This window comes from Allofranklinella schreckenbergeri, assembly GCF_003703475.1.
GTDB lineage: Bacteria > Pseudomonadota > Gammaproteobacteria > Burkholderiales > Burkholderiaceae_C > Lampropedia > Lampropedia schreckenbergeri.
The window spans coordinates 63,811-80,011 of record NZ_RDQM01000001.1; the positions used below are offsets into that span (position 1 = coordinate 63,811).

Genomic DNA, 16,201 nt, shown 5'->3' on the forward strand with positions numbered 1-16,201 from the left:
TTCACAGGTACGCCTATCCGCCACACAATTAATCTTCCACCTGCAAGATAGCCAAAAAGGCTTCCTGCGGCACTTCTACCGAACCAATTTGCTTCATGCGCTTTTTTCCAGCCTTTTGCTTTTCCAACAACTTACGCTTACGAGTAATATCCCCACCATAGCATTTTGCCAACACGTTTTTACGCAAGGCTTTGACGGTTTCACGAGCAATAATTTGTCCTCCAATGGCAGCCTGAATCGCCACATCAAACATTTGGCGAGAAATGACTTCGCGCATTTTGGCAACCACAGCGCGCCCACGGTATTGCGCCTGACTGCGATGCACAATAATGGACAACGCATCCACACGCTCGCCATTCAGAAGGATATCCACTTTCACAACATCAGACGGGCGATATTCTTTAAATTCATAATCCATGGATGCATATCCACGACTGACGGATTTCAGCTTATCAAAAAAGTCCAACACAATTTCAGCCAACGGCATGTCATACGTCAACATCACCTGACGCCCATGATAGGCCATATTGAGCTGAATACCCCTTTTCTGATTGCACAACGTCATCACCGCTCCCACGTAATCTTGGGGCAGGTAAATATGCACCGTCACGATGGGTTCGCGCACTTCATGCAATTTACCGCTTTCAGGCATTTTCGATGGGTTTTCAACCTGAGCGACCTGCCCATCGGATTTCAACACCTCGTAAATCACACTGGGCGCCGTAGTGATCAAATCCTGATCAAACTCGCGTTCCAACCGCTCCTGCACAATTTCCATGTGCAGCAATCCCAAAAAACCACACCGAAAACCAAAACCCAGCGCTTGGGAAACTTCCGGCTCAAATTGCAGCGCAGCATCATTGAGCTGCAGCTTTTCCATCGCGTCACGCAAAGCATCGTACTGATTGGCTTCAGTGGGATAAAGTCCCGCAAAAACCTGGGGCTGAATTTCCTTGAAACCAGGCAATGGCTGCTCAGCCACTCCAGCGTTATTCGGGAGCTTTTTCTCCAGCGTAACCGTATCCCCCACTTTGGCCGCTTTCAGCTCTTTAATCCCTGCGATGATGAAGCCCACCTCTCCTGCATGCAATGCATCTCGTGCCGTAGAGGCTGGCGTAAATACCCCCAGGCTGCCTGCTTCATAAGCAGCGCCTGTCGCCATGAGACGAATACGTTCGCCTTTGCGAAGCTGACCATCCACCACTCGCACCAGCATCACCACCCCCACATAGGGGTCGAACCAGCTATCAATAATCATGGCGCGCAGCGGCCCATCGGGATTGCCCTTGGGAGGCGGCACTTTGCGCACGATCATTTCCAAAATGTCTTCTACGCCCAGCCCCGTCTTTGCCGAAGCTGCAATAGCCTCTGATGCATCAATGCCAATCACATCTTCAATTTCGGCCTTGGCATTATCAGGATCAGCCTGAGGCAAATCCATTTTATTCAGTACCGGTAATACCTCCACCCCCAGGTCGAGCGCGGTATAACAATTGGCAACCGTCTGCGCTTCTACACCTTGGGAGGCATCAACAACCAATAAAGCGCCCTCGCATGCGGACAATGAACGGGAGACTTCATAAGAAAAATCCACGTGCCCGGGCGTGTCAATCAGGTTGAGGTTGTAAATCTGGCCATCCCGCGCTTTATATTGCAGCGCTGCAGTTTGAGCTTTAATGGTGATTCCACGCTCCTTCTCGATATCCATAGAGTCGAGAAGCTGCTCGGACATTTCCCGCTTACTCAACGCGCCACAAAATTCAATCAAACGATCCGCCAAAGTGGACTTGCCATGATCAATATGGGCGATGATGGAAAAATTTCGAATATGGTTCATGAAGCTGAAAAAAATAATGCAGCCAAAGCAAAAAATGCGCCTACTCTTGCAGAGCAGGCGAAAAAATCTCTTGGGAGAAATACCCCCCGCTACGCCAAGTGACGGATTTTAGCGGCAAGGGGATGAAGGACTAGCGCACTTTAAAGTTTTTGCGCTTCCTTGGAGCCTTTGGCCAAATAACGCTCTACACGCAACACCGTCTGCCCCCGCCTCAGCTCACGCAAGAGTCGATCCAATTGCTTCTGCCCTTCCACAGAGACTTTTGCACGCACTTCCGTCGTCTTGAGGCGCCCTCCATCGAGCATTTCGATAAGCAAAATATTGGCACCGCATAAAGCGATAGCCTTTGCGGCCTCTGCTAACGCGCCAGGCGTGTTTTCCAGATGCAAATGCAGCATCACTTCAAAGGTTCCGAAGGGTTTTTCCGCCCACTCGATCTCCATCGCAGACGATGTCGCCCTCTGAAAAGCGCGCTGCCCGACAAGGCACTCGCGGCGGTGCACTTCGACCCCCTTGCCTGCCACAAACACGCCCAAAATTGCATCACCGGGGATAGGGTAGCAACAGGGGGAGTAATACGCAGCGGCGCTGTCTTTGTCTCCCACCGTCAATACAACAGAAGACACGTTTTGCATCAAACTCTCGCGCGAGAGCAGCAAAGCATCCGGCCTCATCCCCAAAGCACGCAACGGCTTATCCAATCGCTTTGCCACATCTGCCGCAACCATTCGACCATGACCAATATCCAGCAAAACTTCTTTATGTGTTTTACCCGGATAAATTTCGCCGAGGCACTCCCGCACCGCCTCTGCCTTTTCAGACTCTTCCACCCCCGGATATCCAATCACGTGCAAAGCACGATCCAGAATTCTCTGCCCTAGGGCCAATAATTTGCCTTCATCTGCCTTGCGAATATAGGCACGAATTTCAGATCGCGCCTTCCCTGTTTTAACAAACGCCAACCACTCAATGGCAGGCGTCGCCATAGGTGAAGTAAAAACTTCAACCTCATCGGAATTATTTAACTCCGTATGCAGCGTCACAGGGTTACCATTTACGTTAGCGCCTACCAGGCTATTGCCCAATTCGCTATGAATTGCATAGGCAAAATCCACCACCGTTGCTCCAGCGGGGAAAGCCAGCACACGTTTTTGTGGGGTAAACACGTAAACCGTAGTCGGGTGCAAATCTTTTTTGACATCACTAAGAAAGTCCGTTACAGCGCCACCTGAGACATGCTCAATCTCCAACATGGACTTCATCCAGCTCTTATCCCAGCCATCTGCGTTGGCGGAACCCAAGCCCTTCTCCTTACCCCAGCGTGCCGCAATCACCCCGATTTCTGCAAGCTCTCGCATAGCCTCGGTGCACAGGTTGATCTCTACTGTGACATTAGAAGGCCCCATAACCGCTGTATGCAAGGATTGGTAACCATTGCTTTTGGGATTAGCAATGAAATCTTTAATCGAATTGGGAAAAGGCCGATAAACCGCATGCAGAACACCCAGCCCCGTATAGCAATCCAGCGGATTTTCTAATACCGCCCAAAATTCGACGACATCGTTAATTTTGGAAAAACTCTGTCGCTTACTACTCATTTGCTTATACAGTTTGCTCAAAGTAGGCACTTGTTCAATCAAGCGGACTTTGATTTGCTGCTTTGCGAAAGCCTGCTCCAGCTCGTCTCGAATGGCCTTGATCGCGCTTTGGCGACGATCTTTGACCTTATCCACCGCTTTGAGCAAGATTTGGTAGCGCCAAGGATGCAGATGCTGAAACGACAAATCCAGCAATTCTCGATACGTCGTATGTAAACCGAGCCGAGCGGCGATTGGCGCATAGATTTCCTGCGTTTCCTGCGAAATCCGCCCCCATTTACGACGCGGCGCAAGTGAGAGCGTGCGCATGTTGTGCGTGCGGTCAGCCAACTTGATGAGCATGACGCGCACATCTTTCGACATGGCCAACAGCATTTTTCGGAAAGAGCCTGCCTGAAGCTCCTCCTTGGTCTGGCTTTCCACCTTATCCAGCTTCGTCACGCCATCGACCAATCCAGCCACCTCAGTGCCAAACATTTGCGCCATCTCCCCTTTGCTCACGCCGCAGTCCTCCAAAGAGTCATGCATCAACGCTGCCATCAAGGCGGGGGCGTCCAGCTTCCAATCGGCGCACAACTGCGTAACGGCGATGGGGTGGGTGATATAGGGTTCGCCGCTATTGCGATACTGCCCACTGTGGGCACGATGCGCAAATTCGAAGGCTTCGCGCACGCGCAAGCGATCCGCCTCAGAAAGATAGCTCAACGTGGCATACAAACTCTCAAATGCCTGCGCGACCAGCGCCTGGTGCTCTGGTGAGAGCACGTGCGCGGCATCGCCCGAAACGGTTTGAGAAGTGGAATTGGAAATAGAAGGGGATGGGTGGCCTGCCGATGTCATTTTCCAAATGTAGCAGTTCACGCAAAGGCTTTCATCGCATGTGGCGAAAAAACAAAACGCCCCTTGGCGGGGCGTTTCGATCCATGTTTTCAGCTTGCGCCTGTGCAGCTTTAGGTGGGAACTTTGCGCAGCATTTCGATGCCGGTTTTGTTCTCGGCGATTTCGCGCAAAGCCGTCACGGCGGCTTTGTTATTGGTTTCTACTTTAGGCGTATGGCCTTGATTGATCATGCGGGCGCGGTAAGTTGCAGCCAGCACGAGCTGAAAACGGTTGGGGATATTTTGCAAACTATCCTCGACGGTAATGCGTGCCATTGAGAAATCCTTTGATGTGCCTTTGCGGCAAAAAAACGGTGGGGAGTGAAAGCGCAGTCGGCCAATGGGGTTTGCGCCAGACTCAATGCCAATCAAGACTGGATGCCCAGCGCCTCGAAAGTGGCCGCTCTGGCGCGGCGCTGAGCTACGTAACGCAGGCGCTGGGCATGCACGACGCTTTTCAGGTCAAAAACGGCCCGCTCAAAAACCTCGTTGATTATAAGGTAGTCGAAATTCTCCGCCTGGGCCATCTCCACGCGGGCGTTGCCCATGCGTAAGTCGATGACGTCGGGCCGGTCTTCACCGCGGCGCTCCAGCCTGGCGCGCAGCTCTTCCAAGCTGGGGGGCAGGATGAAAATCAGCACCGCGTTGGCAAATACACGCTTGATTTGCATGGCGCCTTGGAAGTCGATCTCCAGCACCACGTCGGCGCCTTGCGCAATGCGATCTTGCACGGCTTTCTTGGCCGTGCCGTAGCGGTTGCCATGCACGTTAGCCCATTCGATGAAGGCGTCGGCGGCCACCATGGCGTCGAATTCTTCATTGGAGATGAAGAAATACTCTCGCCCGTGTTTTTCCTGCCCGCGCGGCGCGCGCGTGGTGTGTGACACCGTCAATTGCACGCCTGTGTCCAGCTCCAAAAGTGCTTTGACGAGGCTGGATTTACCAGCTCCGCTGGGCGCTGCCACAACGAACAAATTGCCTGGATATTGCCCGTTCTGAGGCCCATTTTGAGGCTTGTTTTTAGACGCATCTTGCGCCGAAGTGACGGGTTCGGCAGGGGTTTGGGATGTCATGTGATGGTGAGTGAGGTAGGCGCTTTCCCGCGCTATGGCCTGGACTGGTTAAGACCTGGGCGGAACGTCAGGAAAACTGATCTTTTTTTGGCTTTCCCGCATCGAAGTTGCCGCTAGGATAAGCGCACTCTCGCAGCCGGTCATGCTTTGACAGCGCGAGAGCCAAGTGCCAGGGCATTGCGCCAACAATGCCCTGGCGTGTCACAAAGCGAACCCTCTGGATCAACAAAGGAGCGACGCCATGAAACCCGTCGAGTCTAGCAGTTTTGCCCCACTTTCCAGGCGCAGCCTGGCCGATCAGCAGCCCGATCGCGCTGGCCACGCCGATCCTTCCCAGGCTTTTGGCATCGCCATCAATGCGTTGACGATGGCTCGATATCATTTATTGCAAGGCGATGAACGCACCGCAGAGCGCAAGGCTTGCGCGGCTTTGCAAGCGCTGCGTCAGATCGTTCCTGCCTCCGAGCTGCAATTCAATACTTAAATTCTATTTCAAAAAGAAAATAAATTGCCTTGTTTCGGCATCATAGTATTGAGATCATTTTTATATTGAATTGAAATACAACAAAAGCCAAGCGCGTATCTTCACGCGCTTGGCTTTTGTTGCGTCATGGGCTTAGCGTTTCAAAACAGCGTCTATCGCCTCTCCGGTCAGGCTGCCTTTGGCCGCGACATCCTCGGGCGTGCCTGCGGCGACGATCTGGCCGCCGGCCTGGCCGCCTTCGGGGCCCAGGTCGATGATCCAGTCGGCTTCGGCGATCAGATCCAGATCGTGCTCGATGACGACCACGCTGTGCCCGCCATCGACCAGGCGGTGCAGCACGCCGATGAGCTTTTCCACGTCGGCCATGTGCAGGCCGACGGTGGGCTCGTCCAGCACGTACAGGGTGTGCGGGGCCTTGTTGCCGCGGCGGGTGATGTCGTCGCGCACCTTGGCCAGCTCGGTCACGAGCTTGATGCGCTGGGCTTCGCCGCCGCTCAGGGTGGGGCTGGGCTGGCCCAGGGTGAGGTAGCCCAGGCCCACGTCTTGCAGCAGTTGCAGCGGATGGGCGATGGCGGGCATGCTGGCGAAGAAGCCGATGGCCTCGTCCACCTCCATTTGCAGCACCTGGCCGATGTGCTTGCCGCGCCAGGTTACGGCCAGGGTTTCGGGGTTGAAGCGCGCGCCATGGCAGACCTCGCAGGGCACTTTCACATCGGGCAGAAAGCTCATTTCGATGGTGCGCATGCCCTGGCCTTCGCAGGCCGGGCAGCGGCCCTCGCCGGTGTTGAAGGAGAAGCGGCTGGCGCTGTAGCCGCGCGCCTTGGCTTCGAGCGTGTCGGCAAAGAGCTTGCGCACCGTGTCCCAAAAGCCGATGTAGGTGGCCGGGCAGGAGCGCGGGGTTTTGCCGATGGGGGTTTGATCGACTTCGAGCACGCGGTCGATGCCCTCGAAGCCTTGCAGGCCACGCAGGTGTTGCAACTGCCCGGCCGCGCCGCGCTCGCGCAGGGCTTCGCGCCCGGCCTTGCTGGCCTGCTGGCCGACCAGGCGCGCCACGTTGGCCAGCAGCACTTCGCGCGCCAGCGTGGATTTGCCCGAGCCGGATACGCCAGTGATCGCCACCAGCCGCCCCAGCGGCACCCAGGCGTTGACGCCTTGCAGGTTGTGCAGGCTGGCGCCTTGCAGGCGCAGCGCGGGGCTGTCCGCGCCCACGGCGCGGCGCGGGCGAAACGGGTGGCGCATGGCCTGGCGCAGGTAGCGGCCGGTGAGCGAGTCGGGGTGCTGAGCCACGGCCTCGGGCCGCCCCTGGGCGACGATGCTGCCGCCGCGCACGCCCGCGCCGGGGCCGATGTCGATGAGGTGGTCGGCGCTGCGGATGGTGTCCTCATCGTGCTCGACCACGACCAGGGTGTTGCCCTTGTCGCTCAGGGCCTGCAGCGCGCCCAGCAGGATGCGGTTGTCGCGCGCGTGCAGGCCGATGGTGGGCTCGTCCAGCACGTAGCACACGCCTTGCAGGTTGCTGCCCAGTTGCGCGGCCAGGCGGATGCGCTGGGCCTCGCCGCCGCTGAGCGTGGGCGCGCCACGGTCCAGCGTGAGATAGCCCAGGCCGACTTGTTCCAGAAACTCCAGCCGGGAGCGGATTTCGGGCAGCAGGTCGCGGGCGATTTCGGCCTCGCGCGGGCTGAGTGCGTCGGCGGCGCTGCCCGCTTGCAGGCTTTGCACCCAGGCGCGCAGCTCGCTGACCGTCCGCCGCGCCAGGTCGGTAATGGCCATGCCGTGAAAGCGCACGGCGCGGGCGGTGGCGTTCAGGCGCGTGCCCTGGCAGGCGGGGCAGGCAGCGTCGTCCAGGCCTTCCACGTCTGGCTCGTCAAAGCTGCGCTCGCGCCCGCGCTCGTCCTGCGGGGCGGAGTCGTCCAGCGCCTGGCGCTGCTCGCGCGTCAGCGCCAGGCCCGTGCCCACGCAGTCGGGGCACCAGCCGTGCGCGCTGTTGTAGGAGAACAGGCGCGGGTCCAGCTCGGGGTACGAGGTATGGCATTGCGGGCAGGCGCGCAGTGTGGAATAGCTTTCGATCTGGCCCAGGCCGCGCGTACCCTGGCCGCTGGGGTCGGCCGCCAGCGCGGCAGCCAGGCCGCCGGGGCCATCTGGCTGGCCGATGCCGCTGAGCACCTGCACCACGCCCTTGCCGTGTTGCAGCGCCAGCGCCAGTTGCTCGCGCAGCAGCGCCTCGTTGGCGGGCGTCACATCCAGGCTGCACACGGGCAGCTCGATGTGGTGTTCCTTGTAGCGGTCCAGCTTGGGGAAGGGCGCGGTGGGCACAAACGCGCCATCGACGCGCAAATGCGTGTGGCCGCGCAGCCGCGCCCATTCGGCGATCTCGGTGTAAATGCCCTTGCGGCCCACCACCAGCGGCGCCAGCAGGCCGATGTGTTGGCCGCGGTGCCGGCGCAGCACATGGGCGGCGATGGCGTCCAGCGATTGCGGCTGCACCGCCGCGCCGTCGTGCACGCAGTGCTGCACGCCCAGCTTGACGTACAGCAGGCGCAGGTAGTGCCAGACCTCGGTGGCCGTGCCGACGGTGGATTTGCGCCCGCCGCGCGAGAGCCGCTGCTCGATCGCCACCGTGGGCGGGATGCCGTGCACGGCGTCCACATCCGGGCGGCTGGCCGGCTGCACGATGGAGCGCGCGTAGGCGTTGAGCGATTCCAGATAGCGGCGCTGGCCCTCGCCAAACAGGATGTCGAAGGCCAGCGTGGATTTGCCCGAGCCGGACACGCCGGTGATGACGTTGAAGCGCCCGCGCGGGATGGAGACGCTGAGGTTTTTCAGGTTGTGCTCGCGGGCGTGGACGATGTCGATCGTGGCCGGATGCCGGGCCGCAGCCGTTTTTGCGCCGTACACGGCCTGCGGCTCAGCCACGTGCAGGCCCTGCGCGGCGTGGGTGGCGTGGGCTGCGGGCGGCTGGCCCAATACTTGCTCGTACTCGCGCAGCGCAGCGCCGGTCAGCGAATCGGGGTGCCGGGCCACTTCTTCTGGCGCGCCTTGCGCCACGATGCGTCCGCCAGCTTCCCCGGCCTCGGGGCCCAGGTCGATGATCCAGTCGGCCGCGCGCATCACGTCCAGGTTGTGCTCGATCAGGATCAGCGAGTGCCCGGCATCGAGCAGCTTGCGCAGCGCGCGCATGAGCTTGGCGATGTCGTCGAAATGCAGGCCGGTGGTCGGTTCGTCAAATAAAAACAGCGTGCCCTTGCGCGCCAGCGGCTGGCGGCTTTTGCTGGCCTGCTGCGCGGCCTCGGCCAGGTGCCCGGCGAGCTTGAGGCGCTGGGCCTCGCCGCCGCTGAGCGTGGGCACGCTCTGGCCCAGGCGCAGGTATTCCAGCCCCACGTCGGCCAGCGGTTGCAGGGCGCGCAGCACCTCGCGATCGGTGGCTAAGCAGGCCAGCGCCTCGTCCACCGTCAGCGCCAGCACGTCGGCCACGTTCAGCGCCTGGCCGCCGCGCTCGATCTGCACCTCCAGCACCTCGGGGCGGTAGCGGCTGCCGTTGCATTCCTGGCAGCGCAGATAGACGTCGGAGAGAAATTGCATCTCCACATGCTCAAAACCGCTGCCGCCGCACACCGGGCAGCGCCCGTCGCCGCTGTTGAAGCTGAACTTGGCCGCCGTGTAGCCGCGCTGGCGCGCCAGCGGCGCATCGGCAAAGAGCTTGCGGATCGCATCCCACGCGCCCACGTAGCTGGCCGGGTTGGAGCGCGCCGTCTTGCCGATGGGCGATTGATCGACGAACACCGCATCGGCCAGGTGGTCGGCCCCCAGCAGCGCATCGTGCGCGCCGGGCGCGTCCGTCGCTTTGCCAAAGGCGCGCAGCAGCGCCGGGGCCAGCACGTCCTGGATCAGCGTGGACTTGCCCGAGCCGGACACGCCGGTCACGCACACCATGCGCTGCAAGGGGAACTCCACATCCATGCCTTGCAGGTTGTTGGCGCGCGCGCCCTGCAACAGCAGGCGCGGCGTGCCCGGCTGCACGGCGCGGCGCGCCGGGCTGTCGATGCGCAGCCGCCCGCCCAGGTATTGGCCGGTGAGCGTGTCGGCCTGGCGCAGCGCGGCGGGCGTGCCGTCGAACACGATGCGCCCGCCGCCGCTGCCTGGGCGCGGCCCCATGTCGATGATGCGGTCGGCCGCCAGCATCACCGCCGGGTCGTGCTCCACCACCACCAGCGTGTTGCCCGCATCGCGCAGGCGCAGCATGGCCTGGTTGATGCGCTGCATGTCGCGCGGGTGCAGGCCGATGCTGGGCTCGTCGAGCACGAACAAGGTGTTCACCAGCGAAGTGCCCAGCGCCGTCGTCAGGTTGATGCGCTGTACTTCGCCGCCGCTCAGGGTGCGGCTTTGCCGGTCCAGCGTCAGGTAGCCAATGCCGACCTCGTTGAGAAAGCGCAGCCGCGCGTTGATTTCTGCCAGCAGCATGCGCGTGGCCTGGGCCTGGGCGCCGTCGTCATCCTCGGGCGGCACCAGGGTGGCCATGAAATGCGCCAGCCTTGCCAGCGGCAACTGCATCAAATCGTGCAGGCACAGGCCGGGCAGGGCCTCCAATTGCGCCCGGCTCCAGCCTACGCCTGCGGGCATGAAGCGCTGCGCAGCGGGCAGCGCCGCATCCGCCGCCGCCTTGGTGCCCACGCGCCAAAGCAGGCTTTGCGTCTTCAGCCGCGCGCCTGCACAGGCCGGGCAGGTGGTGTAGCTGCGGTATTTGGAGAGCAGCACGCGAATGTGCATCTTGTAGGCCTTGCTCTCCAGGTATTCGAAAAAGCGCGCAATGCCGTACCACTTCTGCGTCCACTTGCCGTTCCAATCCGGCGCGCCGTGCAGCACCCAGTGCCGCTGCTCGGGCGTCAAGTCCCGCCAGGGCGTGTCGCGCGGGATGCGCCAGCTCTCGGCGTGGCGCAGCAAATCGTCCTGAATCTCCTTCCAGGCCGGGGTTTGGATGGCCTTGATGGCGCCCTGGCGCAAAGTCAGCCGTTCGTCGGGGATCACCAGGCCCCAGTCCACGCCGATCACGCGGCCAAAGCCCCGGCAGGCCTCGCAGGCCCCGGCCGGGGAGTTGAAGGAGAACATCGAGGGCGTGGGCTCCTGATAGCGCAACTGGCTTTCGGGGCAGTGCAGGCCTTGGGAGAAGTGCAGGATTTCGGGCGCTGCGGCCTCGCCCTCGGCTGCTGCCTCGACCTTAACCTCAGGCAACACATACACGGCCAGCCGCCCGTGGCCGCGCTGGAAGGCCGTCTCCAGCGCCTCGACCACCCGCGCTGGCTCGGCACGCGAGAGGCGAAAGCGATCGGCCACCACATCCAGCACCTTGCGCTGCGCCGGGGCGGGGCTTGCTTTGGCGGCCTTGCCCGTTTTCTTCACGGCCTTGCCCGTGGCGGCAGTGGCTGCGGCCTGCTCCACCTGCACCAGCCGCTGGGCCTGCACCTTGGTGTAGCCGCTGGCGGCCAGCCATTGCTGCATTTGCTCCTCGCTGGTGTCGGCGGGCAGCTCCACGGCAAAGGTCACCACCAGGCGCGGGTCGCCTGCGCCCTGGCCATCCTCTTTGCCATCCCCCTTGCCGCTCTCCTTGCCGAAGCGCGCCTGCAAGGCCGCGTACACGCTCTGCGGCGTATCGTGGCGCACCGGCAGGGCCGTCTGCCGGTCGTAGAGCTGGGCCGTGCGCGCAAACAGCAGCTTCAGGTGGTCGTTGAGCTCGGTCATCGTGCCCACGGTGGAGCGGCTGTTGCGCACCGGGTTGGTCTGGTCGATGGCGATGGCCGGCGGCACGCCCTCGATGCGGTCCACCGCAGGTTTGTCCATGCGGTCGAGGAATTGCCGCGCGTAGGCAGAGAACGTCTCCACATAGCGGCGCTGGCCCTCGGCGTAGAGCGTGTCGAACACCAGCGAGGACTTGCCGCTGCCGCTGGGGCCGGTGACCACCGTCAGCGTGCCGGGGGCGATGTCCAGATCCAGATTCTGCAAATTGTGCTGGCGCGCGCCACGGATGCGAATCGGCGATGCAGACGAAGGCGCGGGCGGCTCCGACTGGCTGGAAGGATGGAAAGATTGAACAGATGGGAAAGGCTTGGCAGCAGACATGCCTGCGAGCGTAACCCAACGCCCCCGAGTAAACCCGCACACCCGCCAAAAGGCCACACAAAGGCGGGAAAAGCCACGACAACCTTTTTATTGCAAATCAAAAGGAAACAAAATAACCGCTTTTCGGCAACATATGCAATAAATATATTTTCCCTTGATTGAAATATAAGAAAACCACCCCATTCACAACCTTCACCTGCAAAAGGCCACAAGCGGCAGGCTGCCCAAGCGCCGCCAAGGGTTTTGCACAAGCCTCAGCCCGGTTTCTGCGCCGCCTCGCACGGCACCTGAATCACCTCCCGGTCAGCCTTGCGCAAGCCAAACCGCATGGCGCTCAAGCAGCCACCCCACACGCAACCCGTATCCAAGGCCAGGATATTGGCGCGATCTTGCAAGCCCAGCGTGGACCAATGGCCAAACGCAATCGTCGTATCTGCACTTTTTCGCCCTGGCACCTCAAACCAGGGCATTAATCCCGGCGGTGCTTTATCGGCATTTTCAGAGCTTTCAAAATCCATGCGCCCATCGGCCGAACAAAAACGCAAGCGCGTCAGCGCATTGACGATGGCGCGCAAACGGTCTTTCCCTTTGAGCTTATCGCTCCAGCGATCCGGCTGATTGCCATACATCTGCTCAATAAAAGAACGGCACGCTTTGGCATCGGCCAATACCGCATGCACTTCCTGCGCCAAATCCAGAGTTTTTTGCGCCGTCCACTGCGGCAAAACGCCTGCATGCACCATTAACAAAGGGCCATCCTGAAATGCGATTTGCCGCGCCAGCGGCTGCTGGCGCAACCACGCCATCAAGGCATCGACATCGGGCGCCTGGATTACCTGATCGATCGTGTCACGGCGGCTGGACTTTCTCACCCCGTAATAGCGGGCCAGCAAATGCAAATCGTGGTTGCCCAAAATCACCGAAATACTGCCTTCCGCACAGACGCAGCGCCGCAGCACCGCCGTGGAGTTTGGGCCGCGATTGACCAGATCGCCCAATAAATAAAGATGGTCCCGGCTGGCGGAAAAACCAATCTCATCCATCAAGCGCCGCAAAGCGCCATCACAACCTTGCACATCACCCACGCAGTAAACCGCCATATTGCTCTCCAAGTATCATTACCATCGACATTGAAAGAAAAAAGACACGCTGTGATGCTTTTATCGTTCGGCCCTATAACAACCCATACCAGCCGCAGCGAGCACCCAGCCCATTTATGGTCGCGACCCCCATGCAGTTGGAATTTTGCAAAATCTCCAAAAACGCCTATACAATCCCCCCACTTTGGGAGATACCTCAAATATCATTGTGGCAGAGTGATGCGGCTGCATTTTCTATCCGCCCGAGAATCTCCTAATGGTTTTTGTACCACTTACATCCTAGCAAGCCAGCCATGAACCAACTAACCGACCTCCTCCAGCAACGCGAAGCCCTTGACCAGCAAATCAAGCAACTGCGCCAGCAAGAGCGCTCTCAAGCCTTGGCCGAAGTGCAGCGCCTGGTAAATCTGCACGAATTGAGCGCCGCCGATATTTTTGGCAAAACCCCTCGGACTTCTACCCAGGCAGGCAAAAAAGTGCCACCCCGTTTCATGAACAAGGAAACGGGCGAGACTTGGACTGGCCGCGGCAAACCCCCGCGCTGGATTCAGGACAAGGATCGCGAGCAATTCAGAATTCCCAACGCTTGATAACGCGCATCTTCCTTTCCCCTGTTTCTCGCTTGTGCGTCGATGGGATTTTGCAAAAAACCCATCCATTGCGCAGTGGGATATTCGATTCAATGGCCAGGCTCACCCCTGGCCATTGCTTTTGAAGTGTTCGTCAGTCTTCCTGCACAATACGCCCCGGCATGAAAGCCCTCCGTCTTCAGCCCCAAAAAACACGGCACTATTCACACAGGCATCTTTCACCCCACGTTTCAAAGCGTGTGAATACTACCGCCCCTTCCAGCTCCACGCCTCATGCCAGCCAGGTCACGACCTCTTTCTAGTTAGCACCTATTTTTGATACGCAATACCGTCCAATTGCAGCAAGCCCCAACGTTTAACAACGCATCCAAGCCCTTCAATATGGCCCACAACCCTTGATTTGCCATATTCCCGCAATGGCTCACCCTTCTTTGACCTTTTACGCGCGGCTTTCTATCGCCGCTGCTTTAGCCACCATCGCGCTCAAAGGCGCAGCTTGGCAATTAACGGGTTCGGTAGGCTTGTTTTCCGACGCCATGGAGTCGCTGGTTAATCTCGCAGGCGCTTGCATGGCTTTATGGATGCTCAGCATTGCCGTGCGTCCAGCCGATGAAGACCACACTTTTGGTCACAGCAAAGCCGAATATTTTTCCAGCGGTTTTGAGGGATTTCTGATCATGGGCGCGGCCTGCGCCATCGCTTGGGAAGGCGTGCACCGCTTGTTCGCGCCCGCGCCACTGGACAACCTGGGAGCAGGCATGCTGGCATCGATGCTGGCCTCAGCTATCAATGGCGCGACAGGCCTGGTGCTGCTGCGTGCAGGGCGGCGCCATCGCTCCATCACGCTGGAAGCCGATGCGCGGCATTTGTTTGCGGATGTCTGGACTTCTGCCGCCGTATTGCTGGGCTTGCTGGCTGCATGGGCCTTGGGGTGGTGGTGGATGGATGCGCTCTTGGCCCTGCTGGTGGCCTTGCACATCATGCGGGAGGGACTGAAGCTGGTGCACCGCTCCGTCGCCGGATTGATGGACGAAGCCCTACCCGCGCACGAGCTGGGGGCCATTGAGCGCGTGCTGGATGATTTTCGCGCGCAAGGGGTCGCATTTCATGCCCTGCGCACGCGCCAGGCTGGCGCGCGTGGCTTTGCCTCCATACACGTCCTGGTACCCGGCGCATGGACGGTCCAGCAAGGCCACGATATGTTGCAATCGCTGGAAGCAGCTCTGCAACAAGCCGTGCCTCACCTTTACGTCATCACGCACTTGGAGCCTATCGAAGACCCCAAATCGTTCAACGAGCCATCGCCTTGACGTTTTCTGGCCGCTTTGCCTGCCCCGCCCCATACAAACACAAAAAAGGGGCGCTATAGCGCCCCACTTTTGCTTGGTGGCATCACACCTCAGCCCACCGCTGTGGCATTGCGCATTTGTCTCGATAGTCGATGCACGGCATCAACGAAATGCGCCACATTTTCCGGCGGCGTGAATTGGCTGATGCCATGCCCGAGGTTGAAGATATGCGTCGGGCCAACGCAGCCCTGTTGCATATGGGGCGCGCCAAAATCGTCCAGCACGCGCTGCACTTCGCTTTCAATCACCGCTGGCGGAGCGAACAGCACACAGGGGTCCAAATTGCCCTGCAAGGCTTTGCCCGCACGGCCATTGCGGGCGCCTACCCATTCACGGGCCTGGCGCAGGCTGACCGTCCAATCCACCCCCAGCACGTCGCAATCCAGCTCTGCCATTTCTTGCAGCCACAGGCCCGCGCCCTTGGTGAACACAATACGGGGCACCACTTGCCCATCCGCCCCCTGGCGCTTGAGCTGTGCCAGCACACGCGCTGTGTAGGCCAAGCTGAAGTCCTGAAAATGGCTGTGCGCCAGCACCCCGCCCCAGCTATCGAACACCATTACGGCCTGTGCGCCAGCGTCAATTTGTGCGTTCAGATACGTCGCCACGGCATCGGCATTGACTGTCAGCAAGCGATGCATGAGATCGGGCCGGGCATACATCAGGGATTTGACCTTGCGGTAGTCGGCGCTGCCGCCGCCTTCCACCATGTAGCAGCCCAACGTCCACGGACTGCCGGAAAAACCAATCAGCGGCACCCGCCCGCCCAACGCGCGGCGGATCGACGTCACGGCATCGAACACATATCCCAGCCGGGCCATATCCGGCACGGCCAAGGCGGCAATGGCCGCCTCATCGCCTGCCGTGCGCTCAAAACGCGGCCCCTCCCCTTCCACAAAATGCAGCCCCAAGCCCATGGCATCGGGCACCGTGAGAATGTCGGAAAATAAAATCGCCGCGTCCAGGGGATAACGCTCCAGCGGCTGGAGTGTCACCTCCGTGGCGAAATCCACATTGGTAGCCAGCCCCATGAAACTGCCTGCTTTCGCGCGCGTGGCTCGGTATTCAGGCAAATAGCGCCCTGCCTGGCGCATCATCCACAAAGGGGTGTAATCGGTAGCCTGACCCAGGCAGGCCCGCAGAAAAGTATCGTTTTGCAAAGGTAAAAAGCTCATGGGCTG

At 60.0% G+C, this 16,201-nt stretch carries 10 protein-coding genes; 3 read left to right on the forward strand and 7 right to left on the reverse strand.

Annotated features, from left to right (window positions below):
• Positions 1 to 28: 28 nt before the first annotated feature.
• The 4 genes from lepA to gmk form a co-directional block, all read right to left on the reverse strand.
• Entirely contained in the window at positions 29 to 1,837 is a 1,809-nt protein-coding gene (gene lepA, locus EBQ26_RS00310) for a translation elongation factor 4 (protein ID WP_122237038.1), read from the reverse strand.
• 140 nt (positions 1,838 to 1,977) lie between these two features.
• The gene (locus EBQ26_RS00315; RefSeq protein ID WP_147473963.1) at positions 1,978 to 4,296 is read right to left on the reverse strand and encodes a RelA/SpoT family protein; all 2,319 of its coding nucleotides are present in this window, start codon (positions 4,294 to 4,296) and stop codon (positions 1,978 to 1,980) included.
• A gap of 89 nt (positions 4,297 to 4,385) precedes the next feature.
• Positions 4,386 to 4,589: a DNA-directed RNA polymerase subunit omega gene (gene rpoZ / locus EBQ26_RS00320; protein WP_122237040.1), complete on the reverse strand. Its 204-nt coding sequence runs from the start codon at positions 4,587 to 4,589 to the stop codon at positions 4,386 to 4,388.
• Between the two features lie 92 nt (positions 4,590 to 4,681).
• On the reverse strand, positions 4,682 to 5,386 hold the full coding sequence (gene gmk / locus EBQ26_RS00325) for a guanylate kinase (protein ID WP_122237041.1): 705 nt from the start codon (positions 5,384 to 5,386) through the stop codon (positions 4,682 to 4,684).
• A 241-nt stretch (positions 5,387 to 5,627) separates the two neighbouring features.
• Between gmk and EBQ26_RS12505 the strand changes: the two genes are divergently transcribed.
• Entirely contained in the window at positions 5,628 to 5,870 is a 243-nt protein-coding gene (locus tag EBQ26_RS12505) for a hypothetical protein (RefSeq protein ID WP_147473964.1), read from the forward strand.
• Positions 5,871 to 6,002: 132 nt separating this feature from the next.
• On the opposite strand, the gene uvrA is transcribed toward EBQ26_RS12505, so the two are convergent.
• Positions 6,003 to 11,981: an excinuclease ABC subunit UvrA gene (gene uvrA, locus EBQ26_RS00335; protein ID WP_122237043.1), complete on the reverse strand. Its 5,979-nt coding sequence runs from the start codon at positions 11,979 to 11,981 to the stop codon at positions 6,003 to 6,005.
• A 254-nt stretch (positions 11,982 to 12,235) separates the two neighbouring features.
• On the reverse strand, positions 12,236 to 13,081 hold the full coding sequence (locus tag EBQ26_RS00340; RefSeq protein WP_122237044.1) for a symmetrical bis(5'-nucleosyl)-tetraphosphatase: 846 nt from the start codon (positions 13,079 to 13,081) through the stop codon (positions 12,236 to 12,238).
• A gap of 293 nt (positions 13,082 to 13,374) precedes the next feature.
• Here EBQ26_RS00340 and EBQ26_RS00345 point away from each other — a divergent pair, with 293 nt between their 5' ends.
• Both EBQ26_RS00345 and EBQ26_RS00350 read left to right on the forward strand, forming a co-directional pair.
• A complete protein-coding gene (locus EBQ26_RS00345; RefSeq protein ID WP_122237045.1) occupies positions 13,375 to 13,671 on the forward strand; it encodes an H-NS histone family protein in 297 nt (98 codons plus the stop codon).
• A gap of 416 nt (positions 13,672 to 14,087) precedes the next feature.
• The gene (locus EBQ26_RS00350) at positions 14,088 to 14,981 is read left to right on the forward strand and encodes a cation diffusion facilitator family transporter (protein ID WP_122237046.1); all 894 of its coding nucleotides are present in this window, start codon (positions 14,088 to 14,090) and stop codon (positions 14,979 to 14,981) included.
• Positions 14,982 to 15,070: 89 nt separating this feature from the next.
• Here EBQ26_RS00350 and hemE read toward each other — a convergent pair whose 3' ends face one another.
• Entirely contained in the window at positions 15,071 to 16,195 is a 1,125-nt protein-coding gene (hemE, locus tag EBQ26_RS00355) for a uroporphyrinogen decarboxylase (RefSeq protein WP_122237265.1), read from the reverse strand.
• Between the last annotated feature and the right edge of the window lie 6 nt (positions 16,196 to 16,201).

Coding starts and splice junctions, on each gene's coding strand:
- EBQ26_RS00345 (WP_122237045.1), top strand. CDS start 13,375: ATGAACCAACTAACCGACCTCCTCCAGCAACGCGAAGCCCTTGACCAG.
- hemE (WP_122237265.1), bottom strand. CDS start 16,195: ATGAGCTTTTTACCTTTGCAAAACGATACTTTTCTGCGGGCCTGCCTG.
- EBQ26_RS00340 (WP_122237044.1), bottom strand. CDS start 13,081: ATGGCGGTTTACTGCGTGGGTGATGTGCAAGGTTGTGATGGCGCTTTG.
- gmk (WP_122237041.1), bottom strand. CDS start 5,386: ATGACATCCCAAACCCCTGCCGAACCCGTCACTTCGGCGCAAGATGCG.
- rpoZ (WP_122237040.1), bottom strand. CDS start 4,589: ATGGCACGCATTACCGTCGAGGATAGTTTGCAAAATATCCCCAACCGT.
- EBQ26_RS00350 (WP_122237046.1), top strand. CDS start 14,088: ATGGCTCACCCTTCTTTGACCTTTTACGCGCGGCTTTCTATCGCCGCT.
- uvrA (WP_122237043.1), bottom strand. CDS start 11,981: ATGTCTGCTGCCAAGCCTTTCCCATCTGTTCAATCTTTCCATCCTTCC.
- lepA (WP_122237038.1), bottom strand. CDS start 1,837: ATGAACCATATTCGAAATTTTTCCATCATCGCCCATATTGATCATGGC.
- EBQ26_RS12505 (WP_147473964.1), top strand. CDS start 5,628: ATGAAACCCGTCGAGTCTAGCAGTTTTGCCCCACTTTCCAGGCGCAGC.